Source organism: Caulobacter sp. LARHSG274, assembly GCF_052871235.1.
Genome location: NZ_JBIXJO010000003.1, coordinates 94,338 through 114,257 on the forward strand (window position 1 = coordinate 94,338; position 19,920 = coordinate 114,257).

Sequence of the window (19,920 nt, forward strand, 5' to 3'; positions counted from 1 at the left end):
CTGGAACCGCGCCATGACCGACCAAGACCTGCACGCGGCCCTGATCGGGGTCCCCGGTTCCCGCCGCGACCTCAACACCCCCGTCCTGGTGGTCGACCGACCGGCCCTGGAGCGCAACATCGCGCGCATGGCCGCCTTCGCCGCCGGCAAGGACCTGAAGCTGCGGCCCCACGCCAAGACCCACAAGAGCGTCGACATCGCCAGGCTGCAGCTGGCGGCCGGCGCGGTGGGTCTGTGCTGCGCCAAGATCGGCGAGGCCGAAGCCCTGGCCGAGGGCGGGGTGACGAGCGGCCTGCTGATCACCTCGCCGGTGGTCTCGGCCCCGGCCATCGCCCGGCTGGTCGCCCTCAACGCTTCGACCACCGACCTGATGGCCGTGGTCGACCACCCGGCCAATGTCGCCGCGCTCGGGGCCGCCGCCACGGCCGCCGGCAAGCCGCTGAAGGTGGTGATCGATCTCGATCCCGGCATCCACCGCACGGGCGTGGCCTCGGCGGAGGCGGCCGTCGCCCTGCTCCAGGCTATCCAGGCCCAGTCGGGCCTGACCTATTCCGGCCTCCAGTGCTATTGCGGCATGCAGCAGCACATCGAGAGCTTCGCCGACCGCAAGGCCGCCCTGGAGGATCGCGCTGCTCATATCCAGTCGGTGATCGCGGCCCTGACCGCGGCGGGCGCACCCCCGCCGATCGTCAGCGGCTCGGGCACCGGGTCTCATAGGATCGACGCGGAGCTGGGGATCTTCACCGAGCTGCAGGTCGGCTCCTACGTTTTCATGGACGGCCAGTACCTGGCCTGCGACATCGCCGGCGCGGGGGCCGAGGCCAGTCCGTACGAGGCGTCGCTGTTCATCGACGCCCGGGTGGTCAGCGCCAACACCCCCGGCATGGCCACGATCGACGCCGGCTTCAAGGCGATGTCGACCGACGCCGAGCCGCCGCAGGTCCTGGCTGGCGCGCCCGAGGGCTCCCGCTACTTCTTCATGGGCGATGAGCATGGCGCGGTGCTGCCGCCGTCGGGCGAGGCCGCGCCGGGCCTGGGCGATCGGGTCGTGCTCGGCGCGCCGCACTGCGACCCGACCGTGAACCTCTACGACACGTATCACGTGGTCGAGGGCGGCACCCTGGTGGCGCTCTGGCCGGTCTCGGCCCGAGGGCGTTCACGCTGAGGCGCGGAAAGCGCGGAAGCTATTGCCGACCAATCGCGCTATAGAGAGGGCGACGGTGATCGCCCCGCGCCATGCGGGATCGCCGGCCTGAAAGGACGTCATGTCCGCTTTTCCCCGCCACGCCCTCCCGATGACGCCCGTGGTGGCCGGATGATGGCCTGGCGCGGCCTGTTCGAGGTCCTCGGAGTCCGGAGGGTTTCCGCGCGCGAGATCCGGGCCGAGGCGTTCTTCCTCGGCAACCGTCACCATGGCCGGATCGTCGAGGGCGCGCGGCTGGAGCTGAAGACGCCGGAGCTGCCTGCCCGCCGCGCGGCGCTGTTGCGCGCGGTCATTCGCGCGACGCCGGCCGTCCAGACGAACGGGAGCGATCAATGACCGACGAGGACGCCCAAGCCCTGCGCCGCGAGAACGACTATCTGAAACGCCGCAACGCCCAGCTGCAGGACGACGTCACCAGCCTCGGCGGCCAGGTGCTGCGGATGCAGCAGGAACTGGAGCGGCTGAATGGACGGCGCGGCCTGGGCGCGCCCGACCCGTTGTCGGGCGGGCAATAGCATGTCCCTGACGCCTGGCCAGACCATCGCCCTGGGCAACCTGTCGCGCAAGAAGGCGGGCGAGCAGGTCGACTGGATCAATATCGCCGACGCCCGCGCCCTGACCGACCTGGGCTTGGCCGAGCGCAACGGCGGCGGCTGGACGATTACTCCGGCCGGCGTCGCCGCGCTCGCGCACCGGGACAACCCGGATTCCGACTGATCCCCCGGATGGATTTTCGCCGCCATCGCTTTGAAATCACAGCCGTAACCAAGATCCACCTCAGGTGACGATCAATCGCCGATGAACCGATAGCCGACGCCCGGCTCGGTCAGGATCATGGTCGGGGTCGAAGGGTCGGCTTCGAGCTTCTGGCGCAGCTGGCCGACGAACACCCGCAGATATTGCGTGTCCTGGGCGTGGGCCGGCCCCCAGACGGCGGTCAGCAGGTCCTTGTGGGTCAGCACCTTGCCCCGGGCCTGAGCCAGCCGGGCCAGGACGTCGTATTCGCGAGGCGAGACCTTCACCGCCGCGCCGTCCCGGGTCACCAGCCGCTTTTCGAGATCGATCTCGACCGCGCCGGCCCGGATCGGGACCTGCGGCCCCAGAGCCGGGCCGCGCTGGCGCAGGGCCACGCGAAGACGCGCCAACAACTCCCCGACGCCAAATGGTTTTTCCACATAGTCGTTGGCCCCGCGGTCCAGGGCCTCGATCTTTTCCGCCTCGCGGTCGCGGGCCGACAGGATGACGATCGGACCGTCATAGAAGGCCCGCGCCCTGACCAGCACCTCCTTGCCGTCGACGTCCGGCAGGCCCAGGTCCAGCACCACCGCGTCGGGCGACCACAGGGCGATGCCGCGCAGGCCTTCCTGGCCGCTGTCGGCCCGCAGCGGCTCGTAGCCGGCCGCATCCAGGGCCGGGCCCAGGAACCGGTGGATCTGCGGCTCGTCGTCGATGATCAGGATGCGTTGGCGCATTCCCGTAGGCTTGGCGGCGGTCATGGCGTGCTCATAGCAGATGATGCGGCGTCGCGATCGTCTTGGGCAGGCTGATCAGGATGCGCGTGCCGCGGCCCTCGTGGATCGGGCTGGCGGCGGCGATGCGGCCGCCCATGGCGTCGATGAAGCCCTTGGAGATCGACAGGCCCAGCCCCGCCCCCTGGCTGCGATCGGTCGGCTCGTCCATGCGGCGGAACTTCTCGAACACGTTGTCCAGCTCGGCGGTGGGAATCCCCCGCCCCTCGTCCTCGATGCTGATCACCACATTGGAACGGTCCTCATACGCCGCCATCTCGATGCGAGTGGCCGGCGCGCTGTAGGCGATGGCGTTTTCGAGGATGTTGACGACCGCCTGTTCCAGCAGGCTGGCGTCCACCCGCACCAGGCTGAGCTCGGCCGGAAAGTCGCGAGCCAGCACCCGGTCGCCCAGCCGCCGCGCGACGCGGTCGGCGGCCGCCCCCAGCACGTCACGAACGTCGGTCCAGTCGGTGCGCAGCCGCAGGGCCCCGCCTTCCAGCCGAGTCATGTCCAGCAGGTTGCCGACATAGCGGTTCAGCCGCTCGGCCTCCTCGCGGATGCTGAGCAGCAGGTCGGCCCGCACCGCCGGGCTCATGCCCTTGCCATAGTCGAGCAAGGTGGTGGAGGCGCCCAGCACCGTCGACAGCGGCGTGCGCAGGTCGTGGCTGATGGAGTTGAGCAGGGCCGAGCGGAAGCGGTCGGCGCGGCGCAGGGTTTCGGTCTCGACCGCCTCGGCGGCCAGCTCGGCCCGCTCGAGGGCGACGGCGCCCTGCTCCAGCAAGGCCAGGACCAGCCGCTCGTCGTCGGACCCCGCGGCCATCGCTCCGGCCTCGACTCCCGCCACCCCGGCCCGCGACCGCACGCCCTCCAGCGGCCAGAAGGTCCAGCGGGTCTGCGGCAGGGTCCCGGTGCCGAAACCGGCGGCCTCGCCCTTCTCCCAGGCCCAGCGCGCGGCGGCCATGGCGGCGGCGTCCAGCTCGTCCAGGTCGGGCCAGCCGGCGGCGGGGGCCAGTTCGCCGGCGGCGGGCAGCAGAACCACGGCCTTGGCGCCGGCCGCGGCGGCGGCCTGCTCGGCCAGGGCCGAGGCCGCGGCCTGGCGATCGGTCGCCGCCGAGAAGGTGCGGCTGGCGGCCAGCAGGGCCGAGACGGTCGAGGCCCGCTTCTGGGCGCTGCGCCCCTGGTCTCGCACTCGGCCAGCCAGGCCGCCGGCCGCCAGGGCCACCGCCCAGAAAACGACGAGGGTCAGAAAGTCGGTCGGCGAGCCGACCTGAAAGCTGTAGCGCGGTTCCAGGAACAGATAGTTGTAGACGAGAAAGGCCGCCGTCGCCGCGGCCAGGGCGGGCCTCAGGCCGCGCAGCACGCCGGCCGCCAGCACCGCGGCCAGGAAGATCATCCCCAGGTCGACATGGTCGAACGCCACGTCCAGCCCCCAGGCGACCAGGGTGGCGACGGCGACGAAGGCCCCGCCGGTCAGATAGCCCATCCAGTCGCTCGGCCGGCGCGGCGCGGGCGGCTCGCGCACCGGCTCGTGCGACGCCTCGGTGACCACGTGGATCGCCGCGCCGCGCGCCTGGCGCAGCAGGGCCGCGGCCAGGGAGCGCCCCAGCCGCTCGCGCCAGCGGCTGTCGATAGACTTGCCGATGACGATCTGGGTGACGTTGTTGCGGCGAGCATAGGCCATCACCGTGGCGACGATGTCGGCTCCGGCGAGCACCACGGTCGAGCCGCCAAGCTGTTCGGCCAGCTTCAGCGCAACGTGCAGGCGGGCTCCGGCCGGACCCGATGTCGACCGGTCTGGGCGGTCGACATGGGCCACGGTCCACGGGGCGTCCATCATCATGTCCGACAGCCGGCGGCCGGCCCGCACCAGGGCCGCGGCCATGGCGTCGCCGCCGACCAGCACCAGGATCCGCTCGCCCGCCGCCCAGGGCCCCTCGACGCCCTTCTCGCGCATGGCGGCGACCAGCTGGTCGTCGACGGTCTGGGCCGCCCGCCGCAGGGCCAGTTCGCGCAGGGCGGTGAGGTTCTCGACCTTGAAGAAGTTCTCCGAGGCCAGGCGCGCCGTCTCCGGCACATAGACCTTGCCCTCGGTCATCCGCTCGCGCAGCTCGTCGGGCGTGATGTCGATCAGCTCGATGGCGTCGGCCCGCGACAGGGCGCTGTCGGGCACCGTCTCGCGCTGGCGAACCCCGGTGATCCGCTGGACGACGTCCACCAGGCTCTCCAGGTGCTGGACGTTGAGGGTGGTCCAGACGTCGATCCCGGCCGCCAGCAGCTCCTCGACGTCCTGCCAGCGCTTGGGGTGACGCGAGCCGGGCGCGTTGGAATGGGCGTATTCGTCGACCACCAGCAGCTTGGGCCGGCGCGCCAGGGCCTCGTCGAGGTCGAACTCCATCATCACGTGGCCGCGATGGTCGATCGGCCGGCGCGGCGTCACCTCCAGGCCGCGCAGCAGGCTCTCGGTCTCGCGGCGGCCGTGGGTCTCGACCAGGCCGATCACCACGTCCTGGCCATCGGCCTTGCGGCGGCGGGCGGCGCGCAGCATCTCGTAGGTCTTGCCCACGCCCGGGGCCATGCCCAGAAACACCTTCAGGCGCCCCCGGCCGGCCCGGTTGGCGGCCGCCAGAAGCGCCTCGGGATCCGGGCGGCCGGGGTCTGGGTGTCTGGGATCTTCCGCCGGCAACGCGCCTAGCCGCCTTTCGGATATTGGGCGTCCAGCGCCCGGTTAACCGCCAGGACATTGACCCGCGGCTGGCCGATGAAGCCCAGCAGCCGGCCCTGGACCTGCCCCTCTATCACCGTCCGAACGCCGGCGACGGGGACGCCCCGGGCCTTGGCGATGCGCGGGGCCTGCCAGCGGGCATAGGCCGGCGAGACGTCGGGGTCCAGGCCCGAGCCCGAGGCGGTCACCGCATCGGCGGGGATCACCGCGCCGGGATTCTCTGCCCGCAGGGCCTCGGCGTCGGACCTGACCCGCTTGGCCAGGTCCGCATTCAACGGGCCCATGTTGGATCCGCTTGAGGCCGAGGCGTCATAGCCGGTCCCGGCCGCCGACGGTCGGGGGTGCAGGTAGCGCGCCTCTGTGAAGGCCTGGCCGATCAGGGCCGAGCCGACGACGACGCCCTTGTCGTCGCGCACCAGGCTGCCATTGGCCTGATGAGAGAAGGCCGCCTGGGCGACGCCGGTGACGGCCAGCGGATAGGCCAGGCCGAGCAGGACGGTGAACAGGCCCATCGAAACCAGGGCCGGGCGAAGGTGGGAGAGCATGGGGTTCTGAGGCTCCGGAAAGGACAGCTTAGGCCAAGCCGAGGGCGGATACGACGAGGTCGATCAGCTTGATGCCGACGAACGGCGCCACCAGCCCGCCCAGGCCGTAGACCAGCAGGTTGCGCGACAGGAGCTTTCCGGCCCCAACCGCCCGGTATTTCACGCCTTTCAGCGCCAGCGGGATCAGGGCGACGATGACCAGGGCGTTGAAGATCACCGCCGACAGAATGGCGCTTTGCGGGCTGTGCAGGTGCATGACGTTCAGGGCGCCCAGGGCCGGCAGGGCGACCACGAACATGGCCGGAATGATCGCGAAGTACTTGGCCACGTCATTGGCGATCGAGAAGGTGGTCAGGGCCCCGCGGGTGATCAGCATCTGCTTGCCGACCTCGACGATCTCGATGACCTTGGTCGGGTCGCTGTCGAGGTCGACCATGTTGCCGGCCTCGCGGGCGGCCTGGGCCCCGGTCTGCATGGCCACCCCGACATCGGCCTGGGCCAGGGCCGGGGCGTCGTTGGCGCCGTCGCCGCACATGGCCACCAGCCGGCCCTTGCCCTGCTCCTCGCGGATCAGCCGCAGCTTGTCCTCGGGCGTGGCCTCGGCCAGGAAATCGTCGACCCCGGCCTCGGAGGCGATGGCGGCGGCGGTCACCGGATTGTCGCCGGTGATCATCACCGTGCGCAGGCCCATGCGGCGCAGGTCGGCGAAGCGTTCCTTGACGTTGGGCTTGACCACGTCCTTGAGGTGGATGACCCCGACCAGCACCCCGTTCTCGCTGACCGCCAGCGGCGTGCCGCCCGAGCGGGCGATGCGGTCGACGGCGGCGGCGACCTCGGCCGGGACCCGCTTGGGATCGAGGGCCAGGGAGCGATAGACGGCGTCGACCGCGCCCTTGCGCCAGGACTTGTCGCCTGCGTCCAGGCCCGACTGGCGGGTGTTGGCGCTGAAGGGGATCGAGGTGGCGCCGGCCGGAGGCTCGATGACCACGCCCTGGTTGCGGCCCAGCTCGACGATCGACCGGCCCTCCGGGGTGTCGTCGGCCAACGAGGCGCTGACGGCGGCCCGCAGGGCGGCCTCCGGGCGCACGCCGGGCGCGGCGATCACCTCGGTGGCCATGCGGTTGCCGAAGGTGATGGTGCCGGTCTTGTCGAGCAGCAGGGTGTCGACGTCGCCGGCCGCCTCCACCGCCCGGCCGGAGGTGGCCAGGACGTTGTGCTTCATCAGCCGGTCCATGCCGGCGATGCCGACCGCCGACAGCAGCCCGCCGATCGTCGTCGGAATGAGGGTGATGAACAGCGCCCCCAGCACCAGCGGGTCCAGGGCCACGCCCGAGAACCGCCCCAGGCCCAGCAGGGTGACCACGGCGATCAGGAAGATCAGGGTCAGGCCGGCCAGCAGCACGGCCAGGGCGATCTCGTTGGGGGTCTTGCGACGGTCGGCGCCCTCGACCATGGCGATCATCCGGTCAAGGAAGGTCGAGCCCGAGGCGGCGGTGACCCGCACCTTGATCCAGTCGGAGACCACGGTGGTGCCGCCGGTCACCGCCGAGCGGTCGCCGCCGCTCTCGCGAATGACCGGCGCGCTCTCGCCGGTGATGGCGGCCTCGTTGACGCTGGCCACGCCCTCGATGATCTCGCCGTCGGTCGGGATGACGTCGCCGGCCTCGACCAGGATCACCTCGCCGGGGACCAGCTTATGGGCGGCGGTCGGAATGATGGTTCCGGCCTGCTCGTCGATGATCAGCTTGGCGCTGGTGGTCACGCGGGTGGCGCGCAGGCTGTCGGCCGCCGCCTTGCCCCGCCCTTCGGCGACGCTCTCGGCCAGGTTGGCGAACAGCACGGTGGCCCACAGCCAGGCCGCCACCTGCACCGCAAAGCCGGCCGATTGGTGGTCGACCAGAGCGGCGACGGCCGAGACCGTCGACAGCAGGGCCACGACCCAGGTGGCGAAGATCACCGGATTGCCGGTCAGCTTGCGCGGGTCCAGCTTGACGAAGGCGTCCTTGGCCGCCCGGGTCAGGATGGCGGTGGACAGGCCGCCGGCCAGGTGGCCGGCCTTGCGCCGGCCCTCCCCGGCATGAGCGTCTAGAGTGGTCATCTGCAAATCGCCTTTGCGATCGAGCGTGGGATCAGCGCGCCTGGGCGACCGCGGCGAGCACGTGGAAGTGCTCGACGATCGGACCCAGCGCCAATGCGGGGAAGAACTGCAGGCCGCCGAGGATCAGGATCACCCCGACCAGCAGGCCGATGAACAGGCCGCCATGGGTGGGCAGGGTCCCGGCCGACGGCGCCAGCTTGGCCTTGGCGGCCAACGAGCCGGCCATGGCCAGCACCGCGATGATCGGCATGAACCGGCCCAGGGCCATGGCCACGCCCATCGTGGTGTCCCACCAGGGGGCGTTGGCGGTCAGGCCGGCGAAGGCCGAGCCGTTGTTGGCGGTCGCGGAGGTGTAGGCGTAGAGGATTTCCGACAGGCCGTGCGGCCCCGAGTGCATCAGCCCCTTCAGCGCTTCGGGCAGCACCGCGGCGACCGCCGAGAAGCCCAGGGTCGCCACCGGAATGGCCAGCACCGCCAGAATGGCGAACTGCACCTCGCGGGCCTCGATCTTCTTGCCGAGATATTCGGGGGTGCGTCCGACCATCAGCCCGGCCACGAACACCGCCAGCACCGCCATGACCACCATCACCGCGATGCCTGAGCCGATGCCGCCGGGCAGGATCTCGCCCAGGTGCATCAGGAACATCGCCATGCCGCCGCCCAGAGGCATCAGGCTGGAATGCATGCCGTTGACCGAGCCGTTCGAGGCCCCGGTGGTCATCGCCGCCCAGGCCGCGGTGGCCGGCGCGCCGAAGCGGACCTCCTTGCCTTCCATATTGACGGAGGCGTTGACATGGGCGGCGACCAGGGCCGGGGCGGCTTGGGTTTCGGCGACATAGATGGTGGCCGCGCCGGCCGCCAGCAGGATCGCCCCGGCGGCCACCAGGGCGCGAATGTCCTTTCTAGCCAACACGCTACGGCCGAAAGCGAAGAAGGCGGCCCAGCCCAGCACGTCCATCGACACCGCGGTGATCAGGTTGGTCAGCGGCGTCGGGTTCTCGAACGGATGGGCGGAGTTGGCGTTGAAGATCCCGCCGCCGTTGATGCCCAGCATCTTGATCGCCTCCTGGCTGGCGACGGCGTAGAGCGAGATCTTCTGATCGGCGCCTTCCAGGGTGTGGGCGGTGACGCCTGCCGCCAGCGTCTGAGGCAGCCCCAAGGCGACCAGCACGATCGCCAGCACCAGGGACAGCGGCAGCAGTACATAGAGCGTGGTGCGCACCAGGTCGGCCCAGAAATTGCCGACCCCCTCGCCGCGATTGGCGACGAAGGCCCGGGCCAGGGCGGCGGCGACGGTCGCGCCAGTGGCGGCGGAGACGAAGTTCTGGGTGGTCAGCACCAGCATCTGGCTCAGCGTCGACATCGTCGTCTCGCCGGCATAGCTCTGCCAGTTGGTGTTGGTGACGAAGCTGATGGCGGTGTTGAACGCCAGGTGGCCGGAGAGGCCGGGAAAGCCCTGCGGGTTCAGCGGCAGCACGCCCTGCAGCCGCAGGACCGCATAGACCAGCAGGAAGCCGATGAAGTTGAAGGCCAGCAGGGCGCCGGCGTAGTTGAACCAGGTCTGGCTCTTCCTCGGATCGACCCCGCAGGCGGCGTAGAAGGCGGCCTCGACCGGGCGCAGCACCGGGTCCAGCCAGGTGCGCTCGCCGTTCCAGACCCGCGACATGTAGACGCCCAGCGGCCAGCCGATCGCGACCGCCAGGGAAAGCGTCAGGGCGATTTCCGCCCAGCCTTGCCAGTTCATGGAAGAGTGTCCGTCAGAACTTGTCGGGCCGCAGCAGCGCCACGACCATATAGGCCGCGACGACGATCGCCCCGGCCGCCCACAGCGTGCTCACCAGCATGGTCACACGCGCCTCAACGCCGCGGCGAAGGCCGCAAAGCCCGCGAACAGGCCCCCGCCCAGCGCCAGAAAGATCAGATCAGCCATGGAAGGCCTCCCGCTAACGGAGCCGGAAGGGACCATGGACGGGCGTAAGGGCTCCATGCGGATCGCGGGCCGGAGCATAAGGGCGGCATAAGGATCGGCGCGGCGGGCCGCCGGGGCGCCTTAGATCTCGAACCGCATCCCGTCATAGGCGGGCTCGACACCGGCCGGAAGTTTCGCCGCCAAGGCGTTGAAATCCAGGTCTATATGCAGATTGGTCAGGATGGCTCGGCGCGGTTTGGCGCGGGCGATCCACTCCAGGGCCAGGCCGACATGGGCGTGGGTCGGGTGGGGCGTCCAGCGCAGGGCGTCGACGATCCAGACGTCGAGGTCGACCAGGGCCGCCCAGCTCTCCTCGGGAAAGCCGATGGCGTCGGGCGTATAGGCCACCCCGCCGAACCGGTAGCCGACCGAGCGGATCTCGCCGTGGTCGACGTCGAAGGTGGTCACCGGGATCGAACCGCTGGGCCCGTCGATGCTCCAGGCCTCGCCGTGGGCCGGGATCGTCCAGCTTTCGCAGATGGCCGGATAGCCGCCGCGGCTCTGAAAGATATAGCTGAACCGGCCGTGCAGGCTGGCCGTGGTGGCCGCGTCCATATAGGTCGGCACCCGGCGGCGGCTGTTGAGGAAGAATGGCCGCAGGTCGTCGATCCCGTGGGCCTGGTCGGCGTGATCGTGGGTGAACAGGCAGGCGTCGACCCGCCGGACCCCCGCCGCCACCGCCTGCAGCCGGAAGTCGGGCGAGGTGTCGACCACCACGGTCGTGTCCTGGTCCGCGTCGCCGCCGCCTAGCCGGCGCACCAGCATTGAACAGCGGGTGCGCAGGTTCTTCGGCTCAGCCGGATCGCAGTCGCCCCAGTTGCCGTCGGCGCGCGGCACGCCGCCGGACGAGCCAGAGCCGAGGATGGTGAACTCCAGCCGCCCGCTCATGGTCGCGGAATCCTGTCGAACAGCGCGAAGAAGGCGTCCTCGGTGCGGGTCTCGGCCTCGGCCCGGCTCCAGCCGCGGATCTCGGCCAGCTTGTCCAGCACGTGGGGCAGATAGGCCGGCTCGTTGCGCCGGCCGCGCATCGGCACGGGGGCCAGATAGGGACAATCGGTCTCAAGGATGATCCTGTCGGCCGGCATGTCGACGATGATGTCCCGCACCGCCTGGGCCTGTTTGAAGGTGGCGATGCCCGAAACCGAGAACCAGGCCCCCAGCGCCGCCATCCGCCGGGCCAGCTCAGCCCCGCTGGTGTAGCAATGCATCAGGATCTTGAACGGGCCCCGGACGTGCTCTTCCTCAAGGATGTCGCCCATCACCGCGTCGGCCTCGCGGGTGTGGACCACCAGCGGCAGGCCGGTCTGGCGCGCCGCCGCCACATGGACCCGGAACACCTGCGCCTGCACGTCGCGCGGGCTGAGGTCGTAGTGGAAGTCGAGCCCCGTCTCGCCGATGCCGATCACCTTCGGCCGACCGGCCAACTCCACCAGGCGCTCGGTCGTCAGGTCGAGGTGGTCCTTGGCCTCGTGCGGATGGGCGCCGACCGTGCACCAGATGTCGGCCTCCTGCAGGGCGATGGCGTGCACCGCCTCGAAGGACGGGATCTTGTCGCAGATGGTGACCATCAGTTCGACGCCGGCTTGGCGGGCGCGGTCGATCACCGCGTCGCGATCGGGGTCGTACTGATGGGCGTGCAGGTTTACGTGGCTGTCGATGAGCATGCGGTCACATGGCCGCCCGGGCGGCGGCGCGCAAGTCGCCGATCGCCGTCCAGAACACGTCGGCGCGGTCGAGATTGACGGCCTCGGCCTCGCCCGGGGCGCGGACGATCTTCTCCCAGGCCGCCACCCAGCGGTCGAGGCCGGCCGGGGTGCGCTCGCCGGCCATGCCGACGGCCATGGCGTGGATCTGGTCGCCCAGGCGGTCGAACAGCAGCTCGAACCGCTGCACGCCCTCGGCGCCGCGGAAGGTGTCGGACAGCGCCAGCAGGGCGCCCTCGTCGATGTCGGGAAGCTTGCGCAGGATCTCGCCGGCCGCGTCGTCGGCCTCCAGCGCCCCGGCGGCGGCCAGCTGCAGGGCCCGGCCCGGCGCGCCCTTGGCCATCCGGGCCAGGCGATCGGCGTCGTGCGACGACACCCCGGCCCGCTGCTGAACCATCTCCGCGGCCCGGGCCATGTCGGGCGCGGGCACCGCCAGCCGGCGGCAGCGCGAGCGGATGGTCGGCAGCAGCCGACCGGGCGAATGGCTGACCAGCAGGATCACCCCGCGGGCCGGCGGCTCCTCAAGAGTCTTCAGTACGGCGTTGGCGGCGTTGACGTTCAGGTCGTCGGCCGCATCGATGATCGCCACCCGATAGGGCGAGACGGCGGGCGAGTTGGCGAAGAAGGCCGGCAGCAGCCGGGCCTCGTCGACCGGGATCGACTTGCGGGCCTTGCCGTCGTCGGTCTCGCGCTCCAGCACCATCAGGTCGGGATGCGAGCGGGCGGCGACCTGGCGGCTGACGACATCGGTCGGGGCCGATCCCAGCGCCCCGAAGGCCGGATCAGGCCTGGCCCCCAGCAGCCGGCGGGCCATGCGATAGGCCAGGGTCGCCTTGCCGACGCCCTCCGGTCCGGTCAGCAGCCAGGCATGGTGCAGGCGGCCGCGATCGAGGGCGTCCAGGAAGGCCAGCTCGGCGGCCTCGACGCCGTCGATCTGGAAGACGTCGCGCGGATGGGGCGGCGCGTCCATGGCTACAGCCCCAGGCGCGAGGACACCGCGCTCCAGACGTCGGCCGCCACGGCCTCGATGTCGCCGGCCGCCTCGATGACCACGCAGCGCTGCGGCTCGCGGCGGGCGATCTCCAGGAAGGCCGCGCCGAGGCGTTCGTGGAAGGCCAAGCCCTTGGACTCGAAACGCGCCTCCCCGCCCCGGGCCTGGGCCCGGGCGAGACCGACCGTCGCCGGCAGGTCGAAGATCAGCGTCAGGTCGGGAATCGTGGCGCCCAGCACATGCTCCTCCAGCGCCTTGATCAGCGACACTGGCGCGTCGCCGCCCGCCCCCTGATAGGCCCGCGTGCTGTCGGCGAAGCGGTCGCACAGCACGATGGCGCCGCGGCCGAGGGCCGGACGGATCACCCGCTCGATATGGTCGCGGCGGGCGGCGTACATCAGCAGGGTCTCGGTGATCGGCGACCAGCGGTCGGCGTCGCCATTGAGGATCAGGTCGCGGATCTGTTCGGCGCCGGCGCTGCCGCCCGGTTCGCGGGTCAGCACGACGTCGGCGCCGTCCGCCCGCAGGCGATCGGCCAGGCGGCGGATCTGGGTGGACTTGCCCGCCCCTTCGCCGCCCTCGAAACTGATGAAGGTTCCACGCGTCACGGGCCTCAATTCGGCCGGAACGGAGCGCTTGTCCAGACCCGATTAGGGTCGCAGGACCGTCGCGTCGGAAAAGCCCAGGGCGACGACGCGATCGCGCACGCCGAAGGCTTCGCCCTCGTCGGATCCGGCGTCGACCACCACCCGGTAGAGCACGCCCTGGCTGCGGGCGATCGACTCGATCGACGCCTCGCCCGCCTCGCTCAGCTGGGCGACGGCGCGCTCGGCGTTGTCGCGATTGGCGAAGGAGCCGGCCTGGACGCGATAGCTGGCCAGCACGGACGGCGGCGGCGAAGTCTCGGCCGGCTCGGACGCGGCTTGCGCCGGCGCGGCGGGCGGGGCGGCCACATAGATCGGCGCAGCGGCCGGGGGCCGGGCATAGCGCGGCTCGGGCGGCGGCGGCGCGGCGGCGATGATTCGGCGCTCGTCGAAGGGGGTCTTGCCCGCCGGTCCGACATAGCGGACGCGGACATGGGCCACCCCGGCCTGGCCATAGCCGAGCTGCTGGGCCGCGGCTTTCGACAGGTCAATGATCCGGCCGTCGACGAAGGGGCCGCGGTCATTGACCCGCACCTTCATCTTGCGGCCGTTGTCCAGATTGGTGACCTCGACGATGCTCGGCAACGGCAGGGTCTTGTGGGCCGCCGAGGGCAGGTCCATGTCGAACAGCTCGCCATTGGCGGTGCGGCGATTGTGGAACTGCTCGCCGTACCACGAGCCGATCCCCTGTTCGTCATAGCCGGGATCAGCCTTCGGATAATACCAGATCCCCCTGATTTGATAGGGCTTCTCGGTGCCGCGCAGACCCGAGGTCGAACCCGCGGGCGGCGGCTGCGAATAGGGCCTGGCTGTCGGCGCCTGGTGGACCGCCAGGCGCGGCTGCGGCGTGGCGCAGGCGGCCAGGCCGGCGCAGCCCAGGCCGGCCACGGCCATGCCGCGCAGCAGACGGCCCTGCCCTCGCGCTTCGCGTCCCATGCTCGATCGGCTCCCGCGGACCATCCGCCGGTCTCGAAAGTCGTTCAGGAGGTTTGAGGTCTGGTTAATGAAAGGTGCGACCAAACGCACTGGAGCCGGCGCGCGACCGCTGATATAGCCCCCAGCTCTGGGCAGGTGGCCGAGTGGTTTAAGGCAGCGGTCTTGAAAACCGCCGTGGGTGAAAGTCCACCGTGGGTTCGAATCCCACCCTGCCCGCCAGACCTTCCTATCGGCTTTCCCGTTCTTCGAACGTCTTGCCGCCATCGCTTCGATCGCGCTCAGATGGACGACATGAGTCGTATCCACGAAATCCTGTCGGACAAGCGGCTGGAACGGGCCGCGGGAGCCGGCGCCTTCGCCCGAGGCCGCGCCTACCACGCACAGGGCCGCGTGGACCTGTTGTCGCTGAACGGTGATCAGGCCCTGGCGCGGGTCCTGGGGTCGGGGATCTATCGGGTGAGCCTGCATTGGCGCGGAGATGTCGCCACAGGATCCTGTGATTGCCCCGCCTACGATTCCACCGACTTCTGCAAGCACATGGTCGCTCTGGCGATCACCGCCCGAGAGCGGACCGACGATGAGCCGATGATCGACCGGCGCGCTCGCCTTATCGACCATCTGCGCCGGCAAGGACTGGATGCGGCGATCACCCGCCTCGTGTCGCTCGCCGAGCAGATTCCGACTCTCTGGGCCGAGATCGAGGCCGAGGCTCAGGACGCCCTCGAGGATGATCAGGCGCTTGTTCGCCGATACCGCGCGGAGATCGACGACGCCTGCGATGCCGCAGGATCGATCGACTATTACGCCGTCGGGACCTATGCCGACGGCCTGTCCGCTCTGCTCGATCGCCTGGAGAAACTGAACGCCAGCGGCCGGGCGAGCGCCGTGGCCGCCCTGATGGTCCATTTTCTCGAGAGCATGCAGGAGGCCTTCGAGACGATCGACGATTCCGAGGGCGAGGTGACCGCCGCCGTCCAGCGGGCCGTCGAGATTCACCTGGCCGCCTGCCAGGAGACCAAGCCCGACCCGGTGGAACTGGCCCGATGGTTGTTCGAGCAGGAGGTGGACAGCGAGTGGCCGGCCTTCGAGGACCTTCGCACGGCCTACGCCGAAGTGCTGGGTGATGCCGGAATGGCCGAATACCGACGGCTGGCCACGACCGCCTGGGCGGCCGTACCCGTCAAGGAGCGGGCGGGGCAATACGCCCTGCGGGCCATCCTCGACGACTTCGCTCGGCAGGACGGCGATCTCGACGCGCGGATCGCCCTTCGCAGCGCCGATCTTTCCGGCCCTTACGCCTATCTGGAGATCATTCAGATCTGCAGGGAGGGCGAGCGGCAGGATTTGGCCCTGAAATGGGCGCGGGACGCCCTGTGGATCTTCGAGGACGTCCCCAATGTCAGGCTGGTCAGCGCGGCGGCCGAGCTCGAAGCCGAGGCCGGTCGGGGCGACGAAGCCTTGGCCCTTCTCTGGCGGACCTTCGAGCGATCGCCCAATCTCGATCTGCTGCACCATCTGAAACGCCTTTCGCCGACGGATGTCGTCGATCGGGCCGCCAAGATTCTGGAGGCCGGGGCATTCTGGACGATGTTGCTCGATCTGCTGCTGGCGGAGCGCCGGCTGGACGCCGCCTGGGCGATCGTCAGTCGCCATCCGATCGACGACTGGCGCCTGAGGGATCTCGCCGACGCCAGCCACCAGACCCATCGCCAAGAGGCGCAGGCGGTCTATGAGCGCCTGGCGGAATCCCAGGTGCGGCTTGCCAACGCCGGCGCGTATGACATGGCGATCAAGCTGATCCGCCTTCGGGGCCAGGTCTGTGACGACCCGGCCTCGCACGCCGCCTATGTCGAGGATGTCGCCAAGCGTCACAAGGCCAAGCGCACCTTCATTCAGCGTCTGGAAGGCCTGCGCTGATCGCCGCCAGATCCTGCTCAAGCGGCGCAAGCAGCAATCGTTCCACATCTACGGGAACCACCGTGCGGCGTTGTACGGTCGGCCAGAGGTCGATCGGCGGGGCGAGGGTCAGCGACCGGTCCAGTCTCACCAGATGGAAATCGTCGTTGAGACGGCGACCGCTTGCGCATTGGCGACCGTCGCAGGCCATGCGGGGATGGCATTCGCGATAACGGCAGACGCGCCCGAGATAGCGACCGTCGGCGTCGCACAGGAAGATGTCGGCGCCGAGATTGACGGTGTTGGCGCCTCCCCGCAGGCGGCGCGACACTTGGGCGAGCGCCGTCAGGTCGTCATGGTCGGCCAGGGTGACGAGGACGTCGACGTCCTTCGGCACGGGCTTGGCGGTCGATAGCGATCCGACCAACGCGATGCGCAGCATCGTTCGGGCAGGTCCGAGCCTCGCGGACGAACTTAAGCGCGGCCGCCAGCAGGACCGGTCGGGGATCGGCCATGGTCGGTCGGGGTTCATAACGGTCGGGACGAGTCCGGGCCATGTCGCTGATCTTTTCCCGAGCCGCGCAGCCAGATCAATCCTCTCCGCCGCCACATCGCGAAACTTGATAAGACCGCGCGAAGGTCTACTGAAGCCGCCTGTTCCTTGCCGAGACTTAATTCCGATGCCCGACCCTGTCCGCGCCGCCGTCTATGGCTCCCCGCCCCTCGACGTCGTCGATGCGCCCGCCGGCGCGGTGCAGGTCTCGCCGCTCGTGGCCGGCTCGGCCGATCTGGGCGAGCTGCCGGAAGGGTCGTTGGACGAGATCGTCATCCAGGCCCCGGCCGGCGTCGCCGAGCGGCGCTATGTCCTGGCCCAGGCGCTGCGGGCCCTGAAGGTCGAGGGTCGGCTGACCGCCCTGGCCCCCAAAGATCGCGGCGGCCTGCGGCTCAATAGGGAGCTGACGGCGTTCGGCTGCACGGTCGGCGAAAGCGCCAAGCGCCACCAGCGGATCTGCGTGGCCCTAAAACCCGCGACCGTCACCGGGCTGGAGGCGGCGATCGCCGAGGGCGCGCCGCGGCGGCTGGACGGCGATGGTCTGTGGACCCAGCCCGGGGTGTTCAGCTGGGACCGCCTCGATCCCGGCACCGCCCTGCTGCTGAAAGCCCTGCCGCCCCTGGCCGGGGCCGGGGCCGATCTCGGCTGCGGCATCGGCGTTCTCTCCCACGCCGTCCTGGCCTCGCCCAAGGTCACCCGGCTGACCCTGATCGACCTCGACCGGCGGGCGGTCGAGGCGGCGCGGCGCAATGTCGTCGAGCCACGGGTCGAGGTCCTGTGGGCCGACGCCCGCCGCGGGGCCGAGCTGCTGAGCGGCCTGGACTTCGTGGTCACCAATCCGCCGTTCCACGAGGCCGGCGGCGAGGACAAGGGCCTGGGCCAGGCGTTCATCAAGGCCGCGGCGGCCATGCTGCGCAAAAGCGGCGTGCTGTGGCTGGTCGCCAACCGGCACCTGCCCTACGAAGCGGTGCTGAACGAGCATTTCAAGACGGTCCGCCCGGTCGCCGACGCCGGCGGCTTCAAGGTCTACGAGGCCCGCAAGTGAGCAGGCCCCTGATGGCCCGGCTCGACCGGCTGCTGGCCAATCTGGGCTATGGCAGCCGGCGCGACGTCCAGGCCCTGGTGGCGGGCGGCCAGGTGACCTTCGACGGCGCGGCGATCAAGGACGCCGGCCGCAAGATCGCCGTCACCGCCGACCTGCCGCTGCACCTGAAGATCCGCGGCGTTCCGGTCGATCCGCCGGCTCCGCTGATTCTATTGATGCACAAGCCGCTGGGGGTGGTCTGTTCGCATCGCGAGGACGGCGAGCGAATCTACGACCTGCTGCCCAAGCGCTGGCGGATCCGCGACCCGGCCCTGTCCAGCGTCGGCCGGCTCGACAAGGACACCTCGGGCCTGCTGCTGGTCACCGACGACGGCGACTTCCTGCACCGGGTGATCTCGCCCAAGCGGCACGTGCCGAAAGTCTATCGCGCCACACTCGACCGGCCGCTGACCGGCGCCGAGGGCGCGGCCTTCGCCAGCGGGACCCTGATGCTGGAGGGCGAGGACAAGCCGCTGCTGCCGGCCGCCCTGGAGGTGCTGGGCGAGCGCGAGGCGCGGCTGACCATCACCGAGGGCCGCTATCACCAGGTACGGCGGATGTTCGCCGCGGTCGGCAACCACGTCGTCGGCCTGCATCGCGAGCGGATCGGCGGTCTGGTTCTGCCCGAGGACCTGGGCCCCGGCGAGCACCGGATCCTGTCGGCGGCCCAGGCCGAGGCGGTGTTCGATGGCTGAAGACCGTCTCGTCGACGCCCGCGGCCACCGCTGCCCGGTGCCGACCCTGCGCCTGCGCCGGGCCCTGGAGGAGGCCGCGCCGGGCGCCCGCATCCGCCTGCTGGCCGACGATCCCTTGGCCCGCATCGACGTGCCGCACTTCGCCGCGGGCGTCGGGGCTTCGGTGGTCGAGATCGTCGACGCCCCGGACGGGGCGATCAGCTTCCTGGTGGCGAAGGCGCCTTGAGGGGAATGGCCCGGGGGCCTTCGAGCAGGGCCCGGGGCCGCTCGTCCAGGGCGATCTCCATCTCGGTGGCCAGGGCCCCGCCGAAGAACACGGCGTTGACGCTCCACGACAGCCAGATCAGGAAGATGATCACCGCCGAGATCGAGCCGTAGGTCGCGCCCAGATGGGCCACCTGCTCGACATAGAAGGCGCTGGCCCAGGACATGAAGACGCAGAGGATGGCCGCCGCCAGGCCGCCAGCCATCGCCGCGCGCCAGCCGACGGGGGCCCGCGACATGGCGTAGCGATAGACCAGGGTCATGCCGACCAGCAGGCCCAGGCTGGCCCAGGTCCATTCGCTCTGGATCCAAGACACCCCGGCCAGGGGCCGCAGGTCCAGGGTGCTGGACAGCAGGCGGAAGGTCAGGAACACCCCCGACATCACGAACAGCAGGCCAAACGCGCAGACCAGCACCACCAGGGCCATCAGGTTGAAACCGAAGAAGCCGCGCTGGTCCTCCTCGTCATGGATGAAGGACAGCCCCGCCAGCAGGGCCTTGAAGCCGCGGTGGGCGGCGTAGACGCCGATGACCAGGACCACGGCGCTCTGGGCCGAGATGGCCTGTTCGGGGGCGTGGGCCAGCCGCGCCATCTCGCTCTGGAAGATCGGCCGGGCGCCGGACGGCATCAGATAGGCCAGCTTGTCGGCCTGGCTCACCGCCTGTTCGGGGGTCAGCATCAGGCTGTAGAGGCCGATCAGGATCGCCAGGCCGGGAAACACCGCCAGCAGGATGAAGAACGAGACGCCGCCGACATAGAGCATGACGTCGCGGCCCCACAGCCGCTGCAGGGCCAGGCCCAGGACCCGGAGGATCTCCCGCACCCAATGGATCGGATCGAGATCCAGGTCTCGAAAGCGAATACGGTCCTGGGGCGAGGTCATGCGGCGGAAACTGCCCGCGTCGCCCCTCTGACGCAAGCCAAGGCTGGAATATCAGGGTTCCAGAGTCAAAGACGCGCCGCTTCAGGGAAAGCGGCGCGTCTCCGCAGGACGAACCTGAACCGGACGCCGCATCGAGGGACGGGTGGCGCGACGGCCGGTTACGGATCTGGTCTAGGCCTGCGCGGCTGAATGGCGGCTGAATGGAAATGGAAGCGATCCGT

General features: G+C 70.3%; 21 protein-coding genes and 1 tRNA gene. 9 read left to right on the top strand and 13 right to left on the bottom strand.

The features are described from left to right. Positions 1–13 precede the first annotated feature (13 nt). The 4 genes from ACIPQB_RS08705 (at position 14) to ACIPQB_RS08720 (ending at position 1,921) form a co-directional block, all read left to right on the top strand. On the top strand, positions 14–1,165 hold the full coding sequence (locus ACIPQB_RS08705) for a DSD1 family PLP-dependent enzyme (protein WP_446484825.1): 1,152 nt from the start codon (positions 14–16) through the stop codon (positions 1,163–1,165). Positions 1,166–1,315: 150 nt separating this feature from the next. After that, positions 1,316–1,540 carry a hypothetical protein gene (locus ACIPQB_RS08710; RefSeq protein ID WP_446484826.1) on the top strand — a complete coding sequence of 75 codons (225 nt, stop codon included), beginning with the start codon at positions 1,316–1,318 and terminating at the stop codon, positions 1,538–1,540. After that, positions 1,537–1,719 (top strand): hypothetical protein, encoded by a 183-nt coding sequence (locus tag ACIPQB_RS08715; RefSeq protein ID WP_446484827.1) that lies wholly within the window; start codon positions 1,537–1,539, stop codon positions 1,717–1,719. The genes ACIPQB_RS08710 and ACIPQB_RS08715 overlap by 4 nt, the downstream gene beginning before the upstream one ends. Before the next feature lies 1 nt (position 1,720). Continuing rightward, positions 1,721–1,921, top strand: coding sequence for a hypothetical protein (locus tag ACIPQB_RS08720; protein WP_446484828.1), 201 nt, complete (start codon positions 1,721–1,723; stop codon positions 1,919–1,921). Positions 1,922–1,992: 71 nt separating this feature from the next. Here the strand turns inward: ACIPQB_RS08720 and ACIPQB_RS08725 are convergent, their stop codons facing one another. From ACIPQB_RS08725 to ACIPQB_RS08775, 11 genes are all read right to left on the bottom strand, one after another. Further along, the gene (locus ACIPQB_RS08725; RefSeq protein WP_446484829.1) at positions 1,993–2,700 is read right to left on the bottom strand and encodes a winged helix-turn-helix domain-containing protein; all 708 of its coding nucleotides are present in this window, start codon (positions 2,698–2,700) and stop codon (positions 1,993–1,995) included. Positions 2,701–2,707: 7 nt separating this feature from the next. Then, on the bottom strand, positions 2,708–5,398 hold the full coding sequence (locus ACIPQB_RS08730; protein ID WP_446484830.1) for a DUF4118 domain-containing protein: 2,691 nt from the start codon (positions 5,396–5,398) through the stop codon (positions 2,708–2,710). A 5-nt stretch (positions 5,399–5,403) separates the two neighbouring features. Further along, on the bottom strand, positions 5,404–5,982 hold the full coding sequence (kdpC, locus tag ACIPQB_RS08735) for a potassium-transporting ATPase subunit KdpC (RefSeq protein WP_446484831.1): 579 nt from the start codon (positions 5,980–5,982) through the stop codon (positions 5,404–5,406). 28 nt (positions 5,983–6,010) lie between these two features. Continuing rightward, positions 6,011–8,080: a potassium-transporting ATPase subunit KdpB gene (gene kdpB / locus ACIPQB_RS08740; RefSeq protein ID WP_446484832.1), complete on the bottom strand. Its 2,070-nt coding sequence runs from the start codon at positions 8,078–8,080 to the stop codon at positions 6,011–6,013. A gap of 31 nt (positions 8,081–8,111) precedes the next feature. Further along, positions 8,112–9,824: a potassium-transporting ATPase subunit KdpA gene (kdpA, locus tag ACIPQB_RS08745; protein WP_446484833.1), complete on the bottom strand. Its 1,713-nt coding sequence runs from the start codon at positions 9,822–9,824 to the stop codon at positions 8,112–8,114. A 13-nt stretch (positions 9,825–9,837) separates the two neighbouring features. After that, complete coding sequence (locus ACIPQB_RS08750) at positions 9,838–9,930, bottom strand: potassium-transporting ATPase subunit F (protein ID WP_446484834.1); 93 nt, start codon at positions 9,928–9,930, stop codon at positions 9,838–9,840. Positions 9,931–10,130: 200 nt separating this feature from the next. Continuing rightward, entirely contained in the window at positions 10,131–10,937 is an 807-nt protein-coding gene (locus tag ACIPQB_RS08755) for an MBL fold metallo-hydrolase (protein ID WP_446484835.1), read from the bottom strand. After that, the gene (locus ACIPQB_RS08760) at positions 10,934–11,713 is read right to left on the bottom strand and encodes a TatD family hydrolase (RefSeq protein ID WP_446484836.1); all 780 of its coding nucleotides are present in this window, start codon (positions 11,711–11,713) and stop codon (positions 10,934–10,936) included. The genes ACIPQB_RS08755 and ACIPQB_RS08760 overlap by 4 nt, the downstream gene beginning before the upstream one ends. Before the next feature lie 4 nt (positions 11,714–11,717). Beyond that, complete coding sequence (locus tag ACIPQB_RS08765; protein ID WP_446484837.1) at positions 11,718–12,722, bottom strand: DNA polymerase III subunit delta'; 1,005 nt, start codon at positions 12,720–12,722, stop codon at positions 11,718–11,720. A 2-nt stretch (positions 12,723–12,724) separates the two neighbouring features. Then, the gene (tmk, locus tag ACIPQB_RS08770) at positions 12,725–13,351 is read right to left on the bottom strand and encodes a dTMP kinase (protein ID WP_446484838.1); all 627 of its coding nucleotides are present in this window, start codon (positions 13,349–13,351) and stop codon (positions 12,725–12,727) included. A gap of 42 nt (positions 13,352–13,393) precedes the next feature. Further along, positions 13,394–14,323, bottom strand: a complete 930-nt coding sequence (locus tag ACIPQB_RS08775; protein WP_446484839.1) for a septal ring lytic transglycosylase RlpA family protein — start codon at positions 14,321–14,323, stop codon at positions 13,394–13,396. A gap of 129 nt (positions 14,324–14,452) precedes the next feature. Between ACIPQB_RS08775 and ACIPQB_RS08780 the strand changes: the two genes are divergently transcribed. Together ACIPQB_RS08780 and ACIPQB_RS08785 are read left to right on the top strand one after the other, a co-directional pair. Further along, positions 14,453–14,542, top strand: a tRNA-Ser gene (locus tag ACIPQB_RS08780). Between the two features lie 72 nt (positions 14,543–14,614). Beyond that, positions 14,615–16,240 (top strand): SWIM zinc finger family protein, encoded by a 1,626-nt coding sequence (locus ACIPQB_RS08785; protein WP_446484840.1) that lies wholly within the window; start codon positions 14,615–14,617, stop codon positions 16,238–16,240. On the opposite strand, the gene ACIPQB_RS08790 is transcribed toward ACIPQB_RS08785, so the two are convergent. Continuing rightward, positions 16,212–16,661: a hypothetical protein gene (locus tag ACIPQB_RS08790; protein ID WP_446484841.1), complete on the bottom strand. Its 450-nt coding sequence runs from the start codon at positions 16,659–16,661 to the stop codon at positions 16,212–16,214. The genes ACIPQB_RS08785 and ACIPQB_RS08790 overlap by 29 nt on opposite strands. A 238-nt stretch (positions 16,662–16,899) precedes the next feature. Here ACIPQB_RS08790 and ACIPQB_RS08795 point away from each other — a divergent pair, with 238 nt between their 5' ends. The 3 genes from ACIPQB_RS08795 to ACIPQB_RS08805 are packed head-to-tail and all read left to right on the top strand — an operon-like array spanning position 16,900 to position 18,777. Continuing rightward, a complete protein-coding gene (locus ACIPQB_RS08795) occupies positions 16,900–17,817 on the top strand; it encodes a class I SAM-dependent methyltransferase (RefSeq protein WP_446484842.1) in 918 nt (305 codons plus the stop codon). Continuing rightward, complete coding sequence (locus ACIPQB_RS08800; protein WP_446484843.1) at positions 17,814–18,551, top strand: pseudouridine synthase; 738 nt, start codon at positions 17,814–17,816, stop codon at positions 18,549–18,551. Before ACIPQB_RS08795 ends, ACIPQB_RS08800 begins: the two co-directional genes overlap by 4 nt. After that, a complete protein-coding gene (locus tag ACIPQB_RS08805; protein ID WP_446484844.1) occupies positions 18,544–18,777 on the top strand; it encodes a sulfurtransferase TusA family protein in 234 nt (77 codons plus the stop codon). Before ACIPQB_RS08800 ends, ACIPQB_RS08805 begins: the two co-directional genes overlap by 8 nt. Here the strand turns inward: ACIPQB_RS08805 and ACIPQB_RS08810 are convergent. Next, on the bottom strand, positions 18,749–19,699 hold the full coding sequence (locus tag ACIPQB_RS08810) for a YihY/virulence factor BrkB family protein (protein ID WP_446484845.1): 951 nt from the start codon (positions 19,697–19,699) through the stop codon (positions 18,749–18,751). The two genes, ACIPQB_RS08805 and ACIPQB_RS08810, sit on opposite strands and share 29 nt — an antisense overlap. Positions 19,700–19,920: the final 221 nt, after the last annotated feature.

What these genes read in the sequence shown, in the direction of transcription:
- ACIPQB_RS08795 (WP_446484842.1), top strand. Translation starts at nt 16,900, where the DNA reads ATGCCCGACCCTGTCCGCGCCGCCGTCTATGGCTCCCCGCCCCTCGAC.
- kdpB (WP_446484832.1), bottom strand. Translation starts at nt 8,080, where the DNA reads ATGACCACTCTAGACGCTCATGCCGGGGAGGGCCGGCGCAAGGCCGGC.
- ACIPQB_RS08705 (WP_446484825.1), top strand. Translation starts at nt 14, where the DNA reads ATGACCGACCAAGACCTGCACGCGGCCCTGATCGGGGTCCCCGGTTCC.
- ACIPQB_RS08775 (WP_446484839.1), bottom strand. Translation starts at nt 14,323, where the DNA reads ATGGGACGCGAAGCGCGAGGGCAGGGCCGTCTGCTGCGCGGCATGGCC.
- ACIPQB_RS08715 (WP_446484827.1), top strand. Translation starts at nt 1,537, where the DNA reads ATGACCGACGAGGACGCCCAAGCCCTGCGCCGCGAGAACGACTATCTG.
- kdpA (WP_446484833.1), bottom strand. Translation starts at nt 9,824, where the DNA reads ATGAACTGGCAAGGCTGGGCGGAAATCGCCCTGACGCTTTCCCTGGCG.
- ACIPQB_RS08755 (WP_446484835.1), bottom strand. Translation starts at nt 10,937, where the DNA reads ATGAGCGGGCGGCTGGAGTTCACCATCCTCGGCTCTGGCTCGTCCGGC.
- ACIPQB_RS08785 (WP_446484840.1), top strand. Translation starts at nt 14,615, where the DNA reads ATGAGTCGTATCCACGAAATCCTGTCGGACAAGCGGCTGGAACGGGCC.
- kdpC (WP_446484831.1), bottom strand. Translation starts at nt 5,982, where the DNA reads ATGCTCTCCCACCTTCGCCCGGCCCTGGTTTCGATGGGCCTGTTCACC.
- ACIPQB_RS08765 (WP_446484837.1), bottom strand. Translation starts at nt 12,722, where the DNA reads ATGGACGCGCCGCCCCATCCGCGCGACGTCTTCCAGATCGACGGCGTC.
- ACIPQB_RS08725 (WP_446484829.1), bottom strand. Translation starts at nt 2,700, where the DNA reads ATGACCGCCGCCAAGCCTACGGGAATGCGCCAACGCATCCTGATCATC.
- ACIPQB_RS08790 (WP_446484841.1), bottom strand. Translation starts at nt 16,661, where the DNA reads ATGCTGCGCATCGCGTTGGTCGGATCGCTATCGACCGCCAAGCCCGTG.
- ACIPQB_RS08760 (WP_446484836.1), bottom strand. Translation starts at nt 11,713, where the DNA reads ATGCTCATCGACAGCCACGTAAACCTGCACGCCCATCAGTACGACCCC.
- ACIPQB_RS08805 (WP_446484844.1), top strand. Translation starts at nt 18,544, where the DNA reads ATGGCTGAAGACCGTCTCGTCGACGCCCGCGGCCACCGCTGCCCGGTG.
- ACIPQB_RS08720 (WP_446484828.1), top strand. Translation starts at nt 1,721, where the DNA reads ATGTCCCTGACGCCTGGCCAGACCATCGCCCTGGGCAACCTGTCGCGC.
- ACIPQB_RS08810 (WP_446484845.1), bottom strand. Translation starts at nt 19,699, where the DNA reads ATGACCTCGCCCCAGGACCGTATTCGCTTTCGAGACCTGGATCTCGAT.
- ACIPQB_RS08710 (WP_446484826.1), top strand. Translation starts at nt 1,316, where the DNA reads ATGATGGCCTGGCGCGGCCTGTTCGAGGTCCTCGGAGTCCGGAGGGTT.